The sequence below is a fragment of the Mycobacterium sp. M23085 genome (assembly GCF_045343915.1).
Taxonomy (GTDB): Bacteria; Actinomycetota; Actinomycetes; order Mycobacteriales; family Mycobacteriaceae; genus Mycobacterium.
In genome coordinates, this window is record NZ_CP174280.1 from 4498201 (window position 1) to 4509925 (window position 11725).

The window sequence follows — 11725 nt, forward strand, 5'->3', positions numbered from 1 at the left end:
GCCGGGTAGCCTGCTGACGTGCTGCTGGCGTCCCTGAATCCGTCGGACCTCACCTCCAAAGATGTAGCCGACGCGGTGCGTATCGACGGCACCGCGCTCAGCCGCAGCGACCTCGTCGGCGCCGCGACGTCGGCGGCCGAACGGGTGGGCGGCGCCGGCCGCGTCGCCATCCTGGCCGCCCCGACCGCCGCGACGGTGCTGGCCGTCACCGGGTGCCTGATCGCCGGGGTGCCCTTCGTCCCGGTGCCCGCCGACGTCGGTGCGGCCGAGCGCCGTCACATGCTCACCGATTCCGGGGTGCGGGCCTGGCTCGGGCGAGTGCCTGACGAGCCCGAAGGACTACCGCACATCCCGGTGCGGCTGCACGCCCGGTCCTGGCACCGATACCCCGAGCCGTCGCCGGACGCCACCGCGATGATCATCTACACGTCGGGGACCACCGGGCTGCCCAAAGGTGTGGTGTTGAGCCGACGGGCGATCGCGGCGGACCTCGACGCCCTCGCGGACGCCTGGCAATGGACGGCCGACGACGTCTTGGTGCACGGGCTGCCGCTGTTTCACGTGCACGGCCTGGTGCTGGGCCTGCTCGGCTCGCTGCGGATCGGGAACCGCTTCGTCCACACCGGAAAGCCGACGCCGGCGGGCTACGCCCAGGCGGGGACCGACCACGGCGGCACGCTGTTTTTCGGCGTGCCGACGGTGTGGTCGCGGGTGGTGGCCGACGAGGCGGCCGCCCGGGCGCTGCGTCCGGCGCGGCTACTGGTCTCGGGAAGCGCGCCGCTGCCGGTCCCGGTGTTCGACCGGCTGGCCGGGCTCACCGGACACCAGCCCATCGAACGCTATGGCGCGTCGGAATCGCTGATCACGTTGTCCACCCGCGCCGACGGCGAGCGCCGCCCGGGGTGGGTGGGGCTGCCGCTGTCCGGTGTGGCGACCCGGGTGCTCGACGACGACGGCGGGCCGGTGCCGCGGGACAGCGAGACCGTCGGCAAACTGCAGGTGCGCGGGCCAATGATGTTCGACGGCTACCTGAACCGGCCGGAAGCCACCGCCGAGGCTTTCGACGCCGACGGCTGGTATCGCACCGGTGACGTCGCGGTGATCGACGGCGACGGCATGCACCGCATCGTCGGGCGAGAGTCGGTCGACCTGATCAAGTCCGGCGGTTACCGCATCGGTGCGGGCGAGATCGAAACCGTACTGCTCGGGCACCCGGGCGTCCAAGAGGCGGCGGTGGTCGGGATGCCGGACCCGGACCTGGGGCAGCGCATCGTCGCGTTCGTCGTCGGATCGGCCGACGGCGACGCGCTGATCGACTATGTCGCCCAGCAGCTGTCGGTGCACAAGCGGCCGCGGGAGGTGCGCATCGTGGACGGCTTGCCGCGCAACGCCATGGGCAAGGTGCTCAAAAAGCAACTCCTGACCGACGGCTGAGTGGCCGCTCGACCGGGTGAGGCCCTGGTCGGCGGGCCGGCGAGACACGCAGCAAGTTGCCAGCTACAGCGGCGAGCGTCGCCGCCGAGCTTCCCTTACCGTCGTAACCGTGCATCGATGTAGCCGGACGGCGAACGGCCGCCATGGGTGAGCCCATCGGATCCGGGGGCACCCCTGTCCCAGCCCCGCGTACCCCCATGCGCCGGATTGCGGCCGCCTGTCTGGTGGGTTCGGCCATCGAGTTCTATGACTTCCTGATCTACGGGACCGCGGCCGCGCTGGTGTTTCCCGCGGTGTTCTTTCCCCACCTCAGCCCGACGGTGGCCACCATCGCCTCGATGGCGACGTTCGCGACGGCGTTCCTGTCGCGTCCCTTGGGCGCGGCCGTCTTCGGCTACTTCGGGGACCGGCTGGGCCGCAAAAAAACGCTGGTCGCCACGCTGCTGGTCATGGGCACATCGACCGTCAGCGTGGGCCTGGTCCCCGACACGGCGACGATCGGCGTCGCGGCACCCTTGATCCTCATCGTCCTACGGTTGCTGCAAGGCTTCGCCGTCGGCGGAGAATGGGCCGGCTCCGTGCTGTTGAGCGCCGAGTACGCGCCCCCCGACAAACGCGGCTGGTACGGCATGTTCACCTCGCTGGGCGGCGGCACCGCGGGCATCCTCGCCAGCCTGACCTTCCTCGCCGTCAGCCTCACCGTGGGTGAGAGCAGCCCGGCCTTCCTCGAATGGGGATGGCGGGTGCCCTTCCTGATCAGCAGCGGGCTGATCGCCATCGCCCTCTACGTGCGGCTCAACATCGACGAGACACCGCTGTTCGTGGAGGAGAAGGCCCGCAATCTGGTGCCCAAAGCCCCGCTGGCGGAGCTGGTGCGGCTGCAGCGGCGCGAGATCGTGTTGGTCGCGGGCTGCTTCCTGGGCGGCATGGGCTTCGTCTACCTCGGCAACACCTTCCTGGTCATGTACGCCCACTCCCACCTGGGCTACTCGCGCAGCTTCATCTGGGGGATCGGCGCCCTCGGCGGACTCACCAGCATCGCGTTTGTCTCGTTCGGGGCCTGGTTGTCCGATCGGATCGGGCGCCGCCGGGTGATGCTGGGCGGCCTGGCGGCGTGCCTGCCGTGGGCATTCGTGGTCATCCCGCTGATGGACACCGGCAACCGCGTCCTGTACGCGGTCGCCGTCCTCGGTATGTTCGCCTGCGCGGCGGTGGCCAACGGCCCCACCGGGGCCTTCGTTCCCGAGCTGTTCGCCACGCGCTACCGCTACAGCGGCGCGGCGGTGGCGATGAACCTGGCCGGCATCCTCGGCGCCGCCGTGCCGCCACTGTTGGCCGGCACGTTGCTGGCGACCTACGGCAGCTGGGCGATCGGGCTGATGATGGCCACCCTCGTCGCGGCCAGCTTCGTGTCGGTCTCGCTGCTGCCCGAGACCAGGGGAACCACGCTGAGCGCCACCCCGACCGCCGACAAGGTCGCCGCCGGCCTATAGCTGCGCCCTCAGTTGGCGTGCAGATCCTCGTTCAGCGCGATGCCCTGACCGCCGCGGGCCACCACTTCCACCGCCCCGCTCACCGAATTGCGGCGGAACAGCAGGTTGTTGCCGCCGGACAGCTCCAGGGCCTTCATCGTTTTACCCTCGGGCGTAACGACTTTGGTGCCGGCGGTGACGTACAGGCCCGCTTCGACGACGCAGTCGTCGCCCAACGAGATGCCCAGGCCCGCGTTGGCGCCGAGCAGGCAGCGCTTGCCGATCGAGATCACCTCGGTGCCGCCGCCGGACAGCGTGCCCATGATCGAGGCGCCACCACCGATGTCGGAGCCGTCGCCGACCACCACCCCGGCGGAGATCCGTCCCTCCACCATGGACGCCCCCAGGGTGCCGGCGTTGTAGTTGACGAAGCCCTCGTGCATCACCGTCGTGCCCGGCGCCAGGTGGGCGCCGAGGCGCACCCGGTCGGCGTCGGCGATGCGCACCCCGGCGGGTAGGACGTAGTCGACCATGCGCGGGAACTTGTCGACGCCGTAGACCGTCACCGGTCCGTGGCGGCGCAGCCGGGCGCGGACCGCCTCGAAACCCGCGACGGCGCAGGGTCCGCGATTAGTCCAAACCACATTGGTCAACACACCGAACAAGCCGCCGGCGTTCAGTCCGTGCGGCGCCACCAGTCGGTGCGACAGCAGATGCAGCCGCAGGTAGGCGTCGTAGGCGTCGGCGGCCACGTCGTCCAGCGAGCCGATCACCGTGCGAACGGCGACGGTCTCGGTGCCGCGGTCGTCGTCGCGGCCGATCAGCGCGACCAGTTCCGCGGGAACGTCGGACAGCGCCAGCCGCGACGTCGCGCTGGTGCCCGACTCGGTCAGTTCCGGTGCGGGAAACCACGTGTCGAGGATCGATCCGTCGGCGGCCAGCGTTGCCAGCCCGATACCTGCAGCTCCAGTCACGGCGGACAGGTTACTTCGTGGGCGGCGCCGCGGTCCGCCCGCCCTGCTGGGGGCCAAGAATCGGGATGCCGCCCGGTGTTCAAAAACCCACGCGGGCAAGGCCATTCGGCACGGCAAGGCACGTCGTGCATTCCTGGGCGGCCGGCCCCGTCGGTTCTAGCAGGTCAGGCGTGGATAGCGCCGTTTCGGGTACGCGGCCTGCGGGGGTCCCGCGAGTCGTTCTGGCCTCGCCGCGGGGTTTGTTGTCGCCGGTCCGTAGTGGCCGCTGATTGCCCGAGGAGAAAACACATGTCCTTTGTCACCACACGGCCCGAGGCGCTGCTGGCTGCAGCCAGCACGCTCGAAGGGCTCGGCTCGTCGATGGCCGCCCAGGATGCCGCCGCCGCGGCGCCCACCACGACCATCGCTCCCGCGGCCGCCGACGAGGTGTCCGCTCTGCAGGCCGCGCAATTCTCGGCCTACGGTGCCTGGTACCAGCAGGTCAGCGGCCAGGCGCGCGCGATTCACCAGGGCATGGTGAACAACCTGAACAGCAACGCCGGTTCCTACGGAACGACGGAAGCCGCGAACCAGGTAAGCACCAGAGCCACGGCGCTGCAGCAGTTCGCACCGGCCGCCGCGTCCGCCGCGGCCGCCGACCCACCGCCCGGGGATACCTCCCTCGGCACCACTATCGAGTGGACACAGAACGTCGGTGCTGCCGCGTCGGACTTCATCACCTTGGGTGAGGGACAATTCGCGCCCGTCTCCGGCGCGTCCGGGATCCCGAATTTCGTGCCCCCAAGTCTCAGCTCAGCGACTGCGAGTGCTTCCGCGGCGCCGGCCCCCGCGGCCGTCGGTGCGGCGCCCATGCTGGCGAGCATGGGCAGGGGGCCCTCGATCGGCGCGTTGTCGGTGCCACCCAGTTGGGCGGCAAGTGGTGTCCCGGCGGTCAACACCACCCCGGCGCAGTTGGTGGGCGCGGGGATCACCAGCGCCGCGCCCCAGAACGCCACGGTGAACACCATTCCGGGCGGCGTGCCGTCACTGGCCACCAGCGGCCGCGGCGGCTACGGCCTCGGTGCCCCGCGCTACGGCGTCAAGCCGACCGTGATGCCCAAGCCGGCCATCTAACCCCGAACAGCCGCACAGAACAGGAGTGAGGCAATGACTTTCGACTTCGGAGCACTTCCGCCAGAGATCAACTCCATCCGCATGTACACCGGCGCGGGCGCCGGTCCGATGATGGCCGCCGCGGCGGCATTCACCAGCCTGGCCGACGAATTGAGTACCACAGCGTCGGCCAGCCAGTCGGCGATTTCGAACCTGACCGGCGAGGAATGGATGGGTCCCTCGTCGGTCGCGATGGTTACCGCCGCCGAGCCGTATGTGCTGTGGATGCACACCACCGCCGGGCAGCTACAACAGGCGGCGGCCCAGGCCATGGCGTCGGCGGCTGCCTACGAGGCGGCCTTCGCAATGACCGTGCCGCCGCCAGTGGTCGCGGCCAACCGGGCTCAGCTGGCAGCCCTGGTCGCGACCAACGTGCTGGGCCAGAACACCCCGGCCATCGTCGCCACCGAGGCGCAGTACGGCGAGATGTGGGCCCAGGACGCCGCCGCGATGTATGGCTACGCCGCGTCATCCGCCGCCGCGGCCCGGCTGAGCCCGTTGACGTCACCGGCGCCGACCAACAGCCCGGGTGGGCTGGGCGTGCAGACCGCGGCCACGGCCGCGCAGACGAGTGGGTTGCGCGGGGTCGTCTCCAACGTGCCCAACGCCGTGCAGTCGTTCGCCGCGCCGGCCGCCGCACCGGACCCGCCGGGCCTGCCGGGCCTGAGCACGCTGGACAGCATTCTGGGGGACCCGGTGGTGAACCAGACCGGCAACGCCGTTTTCGACGTGGGGTCGTGGAACATCTTCAACACCATCGTGTCCAACATCCTCTACAACCACACGCTCGACACGGCGGCGTCCGCTGGGGCCGCCGCCAGCGGTGTGGAAGGCGCCGTCGGTGGTGGTGCCCTGGTGAGCGCCGCGGCCCCGGTCAGCACCGCGGGCGTAGCTACCGCACCGGTGCTGGCCAGCATGGGCGCGGCTGCCCCGGTCGGCGGGTTGTCGACGCCCGCCGCGTGGTCGGCGGCCACGCCACGGGTCCCCGCGGAAACCGTCGCGGGCACCGGCTGGACCGCACCGGCCGAAGAGACGCAGACGACGTGGGCGTCCGGAATGCCGGCCGTCGCCTCGGCGGGGCGGGGTGGCGGCTACGGCATGGGACCGCGGTACGGCGTGAAACCCAAGGTGATGCCCACGCGGTTGCTCGTCTAGTTGACCCGCGGCGCCCGGCTCCGCCGCGCTTGCGATCACCACTGACCCGATGGTGGCGACCCGCGGCGCCCGGCTCCGCCGCGCTTGCGATCACCACTAACCTGAGACCGTGCTGGACTTACGCGGGGACCCGATCGCGCTCACCGCGGCGCTGGTTGACATCCCCAGCGAATCCAGGGACGAAGCGCGGCTGGCCGACGAGGTCGAGGCCGCGCTGCGGGCCCAGACGTCGGGGTTCGAGATCATTCGCAACGGCAACGCCGTGCTGGCGCGCACACACCACCAGCGGCCGTCGCGGGTGCTGCTGGCCGGACACCTGGACACCGTGCCGGTGGCCGGAAACCTGCCCAGCCGCCGCGACGGCGGCGACCTGTACGGCTGCGGCACGGCGGACATGAAATCTGGGGACGCGGTTTTTCTGCATCTCGCCGCCACCGTGCCCGAACCAGTACACGATCTCACGCTGGTGATGTACGACTGCGAGGAAATCGACGCCGCGGCAAACGGATTGGGCCGCATCGAACGCGAGCTGCCTGACTGGCTGGCCGCGGACGTGGCCATTCTGGGTGAGCCCACCGGCGGCTACATCGAAGCCGGCTGCCAGGGCACCCTGCGCGTGGTGGTCAGTGCCACCGGCACCCGGGCGCACTCGGCGCGATCCTGGTTGGGCGACAATGCGATTCACAAACTCGGCGCCGTGCTGGAGCGGCTCGCGGCGTATCATGCACGCAGCGTCGACATCGACGGCTGCGTCTACCGCGAGGGCCTGTCGGCCGTGCGCATCGACGGTGGGGTCGCGGGCAACGTCATTCCCGACGCGGCCGCGGTGACGGTCAACTTCCGCTTCGCCCCCGACCGGTCGGTGCCCGACGCGCTGCAACACGTGCACGACGTGCTCGCCGGGCTCGACGTGCACATCGACCAGACCGATGCGGCGGCGGGCGCGCTGCCCGGCCTGTCCCAACCCGCCGCCAAGGCCCTGGTCGAGGCGGCCGGCGGCAACGTCCGCGCCAAGTACGGCTGGACCGACGTGGCACGGTTTGCCGCGCTGGGCATCCCGGCGGTCAACTTCGGGCCCGGTGATCCCAACCTCGCGCACAAGCGCGACGAACGGGTCGCGGTCGCCGACATCACCGCCGCCGTAGACGTGTTGCGCGGCTACCTGAACGGCTAGTGGTCTGGCTGGTGATCGTTGGGTTACGGGTCCTCGTCGTCGCCGTCGCGTAGCAGTTTTTCCGGGTGGTGAAAGGTGTTGGTGCGGGGCCGGCCGCGGTCGAGGTGTTCGGGCGGTTGCCATTCGGTGTCGGCTCGGGTGTTTTTGCGGGTGGTCCAGCCGCCGGGTTGCAGGAGGCGGTGGTGGGGGCCGCAGGCGAAGGTGAGGTCGTTGACGTCGGTGGTGTGGCACTTGCTGTAGTCGGTGACGTGATGGACTTCGCAGTAGTAGCCGGGCACGGTGCAGCCAGGGGCGCTACAACCACGGTCCTTGCCGTACAACACGATTCGCTGCCCTGGTGAGGCCAGGCGCTTGGTGTGGTATAGCGCCAGCGCTTTGCCTTGGTCGAAGATCGCCAAATAGTGACGGGCGTGGCGGGCTAGGCGGATCACGTCGCTCATTGGCAGGAGGGTGCCACCGCCGGTCAAGCCGCGCCCGGCGGCGGCTTCCAGCTCGGCCAGGGTCGTGGTGACGACGATGGAGGCCGGTAAGCCGTTGTGCTGACCCAGGTTGCCGGACGCCAACAATGCCCGCAATGCCGCGTTGAGTCCGTCATGGTTGCGTTGGCTCGCCGAGCGTGGGTCAGTCTCGACGGCTTGCTGGGTGGGTGTGCCGTCGACGCAGGGCGTGTCGTCGAGGGGGTTGCACATGCCCGGCGCGGCGAGTTTGGCTAGGACGGCTTCCAAGGTGGCACGGGCTTCGGGCGTTAGCCAGCCGCGCAGCGCCGACATGCCGTCGGCCTGTTGGTTGCCCAGCGTCAGGCCGCGACGGCGGGCCCGGTCCTCGTCGCGGTAGGTGCCGTCGGGGTTGAGGCAGTCGGCGAGGGTGGCGGCCAGCTTGTCGAGTTGTTCTGGCCGAAACCGGCTGCCCTCCTTGACTAACCGGGCTTCGGCCTGCTCGCGGCTCGCGGCGTCCACCCAGCCGGGCAGCTGGTGGTAGAACTTGCGGATCACCGCCACCTGGCCAGGCCCCAGTGCGCCGTCGCGTTGGGCGGCGGCGGTGGCGGGCAGCAGCGGTGGCAGCGGTTCGCCGGTCAGGCCGTGCCGTGATCCTAGATCGCGGGCTTCCTTGATGCGCCGGGAGGCTTCGGTGCGGCTGATCAGCGTCGCCTCGGTGAGCGCGTGGGTTAACGTACCGCCGAGTTCGGCGGAGGGTGCTTGGCGGGCAAGGGAATCGATCAGCGGATGCTCGACAGCGGGCAACCGGCGACGTACCGTTTCGCAGCGTTCCAACACCGCCAACTGCTCGCGTGCGGCCAACGCATCGCAGTCATACCCGACCAGTTCGTCGAGGGCAGCGTCGATGGTGTCAAACGCCGCCGACAAGGCCTCCCGATCTACGCTCACACCCTGAAACTATCGGAGGTCACCGACAAGAAACGCCACTGTGTGACCACTGAAACCACTGTTACACAAGGGATTACGAAGCTCGAGGGCGCCCCGATTGCGGAGTCCCAGGGCGCCGCGAATAGCCACTGCCCCAGCTAGGCCGTCCCCGCCCCGCACCGCTGCGCCTGCGCGGCGGCGTCGGCGGCGGCCGCGTGCATGCCGATTGATGTCAGCCCCTCTGACACCGCCCGCAGCCCCGAGGCATCACCGGCAGCCAGCGCACGGGCATGGGACAGCGCGATTCTTCCTGCCATGCAGTCGATCTCGGCGCAGAGTCGGGCCAAGGGCTCGGCAGCGCGGGTATCGCCCAGCCGCACAGCCTCGTGCCAGACCCGCATCGCCACACCCCGCTGCCCACCGCGCTCGGCCGTCCGGGCGGCGTCGCGCGCCGCGGCCACCGCGCCATGGGTGTCGCGCACCAGAGCCAGCCGCCACGCCCGCGCCACGCCGAGCTCGGGCGCGAACAACGCCGACTTGGTGCCGTGCCGGGATTCGGCACGGCTCAGCGCCTTTGCCGCGGCGGTGGTGTCGCCCTGCTGGGCCAGCGCGGTGGCCAGCAGCGTCAGCGACAGCGGCCCCCACGAGTACCCGGTGCGCTCCAAGGTGGCGGCGGCTGGAGTCAATAATGTTGCCGCAGAGGCGAATTCACCAGCGGCGATCAGCGCATGCGCCAGCAACACCTCGCCGATGGCGCGGCCGGGCTGTTGCAGCTCGGCGAAATCGGTGAACTGCTGAGCGAGCCGGCGGGCCTGGTCGAGCCGCCCGGCCATCAACAGCGCGGTGGTCTGACCCAGCCCGATGGTGAAGCGCAGCAGCCCGGGATGTTCGGCGGCCAAGGCGCGCTGCGCCAGCGGCTCGACGTCATCGAACCGGCCCTCGCGGGCCGCGCACAACGCGGCCGCACTGGCCGCCCAGGCCACCGCCTGGTCGTCGGCCGCCGGCGATGCGAGGACGTCGCCGGCGACCTTGACGGCGTGCCGGACATTGCCCGCGTTCATCGCGAACGTCGCGCTGAGCGCGTCGAGGGTGGTCCGCGGTCCGGTATCGGTAACCCTGTTGCGCACGGTCCGCAGGAACGCGGTGGCGCGCTCCGGTTCGCTGAGCATCCAGAACTGGTTCGCCGCCCGCAGCAGCGCCCAGTCCATCAGCGCCGTTTCGGTCAGAGCGGTGGAGTCGACGTCGGCGAGCACCGAATCGGCCTCGCAGCCGCGGCCCTGCCACGCCAGTGCGTGTGCCAGCGCGAGCCGCGCCGCCAGCCCGCCGGACCGCTGCAGCGCCGACCGGGCCAGCCGTTCTCCGAGCGCCAGGTCGCCCAGCCGCAGCGCCTGCTGAGCGGCGGCGGCGACGTCGGCGACTTTCGGGGGAGTGTCGCTGTCCAGCGCCAGCAACACCAGCCGCAACCGGTCACTGAGGTGCTCGGACGGCCGCTGCGACAGCAGCTTGACCAGTTCGGTGCGTCGTTGCCGGGCGTCGCCGGGATCGAGCGTGGCCCGCGTCCGGTCGGCGAACAGCGGGTGCGCCGTATAGACGACCGGGTCCTCGGAGGACCCACCCCGCGCCCGGGTCTCCGCGGCACCCCACGTCACCGCGTCGGCCACTGCGCCGTCACCGGCGAGCACGGTCAGGTCGGCCGCCGACAGCGGCTCCGCGAGGGCGAGATATTCCAGCGCCGTGCGCGCCGCCGCGGGCAGCTCGGCGAGGAAGTCGTCGAGCTGCGCGGGCGTGTTGACCCCGCCGGGCGGCTCGATGTCTATCCGGGTGAGCAGCCCGTCGCGCCACAGCGCGGCGATGGCCTCCGGAGCGGGGTCCGCACGCGCGGTGACGATGAGCCGTCCCCCGCCCTCGCGCGCCAGCTGGTAGACCAGCGTGGCCGACAGCACGTCGAGGTGTTGGGCATCGTCGACGACGAGCAGCAAGTCGTCGCCGCCCAGCGATGAGCGGGCGGCGCGCAACAGCGCTGCCGGCTTGCCGAGGTCGGCGATCTCGACCAGATGGCTGAACGCCCCGAACGGCACCGCGCGTTCGGTCGGGGTGCCGGTGACCCAGCGGACGAGCGCGTTCGGGTGCCGATCGGCGAAACGCTCGGCGGCCAACCGGGCCAGAGTGGATTTGCCGACACCGTCGGGTCCCAGCACCACCGCTCCGCGCGCCCCCTCGGCCAACGCCGCATCCAGCCGCTCTGCGGCCGTCGCATGTTGGGGGACGTTCCATCGAATCGGCACCGCCGAATTTTATGGTGCGAGACCCCGGCGGCACGGCGAAAGCCCCAGATATGACGGGGCATCCGAGGTTGGTCTACCTTGGCGGATATGCCCGGCCGACGCGATTCATCAGCCGAGTGGTCGGTGTGCGTGTACTGCGCGTCCGGTCCGCAGCACCCCGAATTGCTCGGCGTTGCTGCGGAACTCGGGGAGGCGATCGCCGAGCGCGGCTGGACGCTGGTGTGGGGCGGGGGCCGGGTGTCGGCGATGGGCGCGGTGGCGAGCGCGGCGCGCGCCCGCGGCGGCCGGACCGTCGGCGTCATCCCCAAGGTGCTGATGCGCCGCGAGATTGCCGACACGGACGCCGACGAGCTGATCGTCAGCGACACCATGCACGAGCGCAAGCAGCTCATGGAGGACCGCGCCGACGCGTTCGTGGTGCTGCCGGGTGGTCTCGGCACCCTCGACGAGTTGCTTGACACCTGGACGACGGCATTCCTCGGCCTGCACGACAAACCCATCGTGTTGCTGGATCCGTTCGGTCACTACGAAGGGCTGTGGACGTGGTTGTGTGGATTGCTGGACAGCGGTTACGTCTCGCAGCTGGCGATGGACCGGTTGGTGCTGGTGGACAAGGTGGCAGCGGCGCTGGAAGCGTGTGCACCCGGCTGAGCCGCCGCCGGGTGTGCCATCCCTACTAGGCTGTCCGCCGAGCCTGACTTTGGGAAACGAATTG

9 protein-coding genes are annotated in these 11725 nt (G+C 70.6%); 6 read left to right on the forward strand and 3 right to left on the reverse strand.

Features of this window, described 5'->3' with window-relative positions; translation table 11 throughout:
- The first annotated feature begins 18 nt into the window (after positions 1-18).
- On the forward strand, positions 19-1434 hold the full coding sequence (locus ACIUM1_RS21255; RefSeq protein WP_406814525.1) for an acyl-CoA synthetase: 1416 nt from the start codon (positions 19-21) through the stop codon (positions 1432-1434).
- A gap of 197 nt (positions 1435-1631) precedes the next feature.
- Complete coding sequence (locus ACIUM1_RS21260; protein WP_406814526.1) at positions 1632-2927, forward strand: MFS transporter; 1296 nt, start codon at positions 1632-1634, stop codon at positions 2925-2927.
- A gap of 8 nt (positions 2928-2935) precedes the next feature.
- Here the strand turns inward: ACIUM1_RS21260 and dapD are convergent, their stop codons facing one another.
- Positions 2936-3889: a 2,3,4,5-tetrahydropyridine-2,6-dicarboxylate N-succinyltransferase gene (gene dapD / locus ACIUM1_RS21265; RefSeq protein ID WP_406817796.1), complete on the reverse strand. Its 954-nt coding sequence runs from the start codon at positions 3887-3889 to the stop codon at positions 2936-2938.
- 279 nt (positions 3890-4168) lie between these two features.
- Between dapD and ACIUM1_RS21270 the strand changes: the two genes are divergently transcribed.
- From ACIUM1_RS21270 to dapE, 3 genes are all read left to right on the forward strand, one after another.
- Positions 4169-4993: a PPE family protein, SVP subgroup gene (locus ACIUM1_RS21270; RefSeq protein WP_406814527.1), complete on the forward strand. Its 825-nt coding sequence runs from the start codon at positions 4169-4171 to the stop codon at positions 4991-4993.
- Positions 4994-5026: 33 nt separating this feature from the next.
- Positions 5027-6187: a PPE family protein gene (locus ACIUM1_RS21275; RefSeq protein ID WP_406814528.1), complete on the forward strand. Its 1161-nt coding sequence runs from the start codon at positions 5027-5029 to the stop codon at positions 6185-6187.
- 109 nt (positions 6188-6296) lie between these two features.
- Positions 6297-7361 (forward strand): succinyl-diaminopimelate desuccinylase, encoded by a 1065-nt coding sequence (gene dapE, locus ACIUM1_RS21280; protein ID WP_406814529.1) that lies wholly within the window; start codon positions 6297-6299, stop codon positions 7359-7361.
- 23 nt (positions 7362-7384) lie between these two features.
- Here dapE and ACIUM1_RS21285 read toward each other — a convergent pair whose 3' ends face one another.
- Entirely contained in the window at positions 7385-8746 is a 1362-nt protein-coding gene (locus ACIUM1_RS21285) for an HNH endonuclease signature motif containing protein (protein ID WP_406814530.1), read from the reverse strand.
- Between the two features lie 137 nt (positions 8747-8883).
- Positions 8884-11010: an AAA family ATPase gene (locus ACIUM1_RS21290; RefSeq protein WP_406814531.1), complete on the reverse strand. Its 2127-nt coding sequence runs from the start codon at positions 11008-11010 to the stop codon at positions 8884-8886.
- A gap of 87 nt (positions 11011-11097) precedes the next feature.
- Between ACIUM1_RS21290 and ACIUM1_RS21295 the strand changes: the two genes are divergently transcribed.
- Positions 11098-11661 (forward strand): TIGR00730 family Rossman fold protein, encoded by a 564-nt coding sequence (locus ACIUM1_RS21295; RefSeq protein ID WP_406814532.1) that lies wholly within the window; start codon positions 11098-11100, stop codon positions 11659-11661.
- The last annotated feature ends 64 nt before the right edge of the window (positions 11662-11725 follow it).

What these genes read in the sequence shown, in the direction of transcription:
- ACIUM1_RS21260 (WP_406814526.1), top strand. Translation starts at nt 1,632, where the DNA reads ATGCGCCGGATTGCGGCCGCCTGTCTGGTGGGTTCGGCCATCGAGTTC.
- ACIUM1_RS21270 (WP_406814527.1), top strand. Translation starts at nt 4,169, where the DNA reads ATGTCCTTTGTCACCACACGGCCCGAGGCGCTGCTGGCTGCAGCCAGC.
- ACIUM1_RS21275 (WP_406814528.1), top strand. Translation starts at nt 5,027, where the DNA reads ATGACTTTCGACTTCGGAGCACTTCCGCCAGAGATCAACTCCATCCGC.
- ACIUM1_RS21295 (WP_406814532.1), top strand. Translation starts at nt 11,098, where the DNA reads ATGCCCGGCCGACGCGATTCATCAGCCGAGTGGTCGGTGTGCGTGTAC.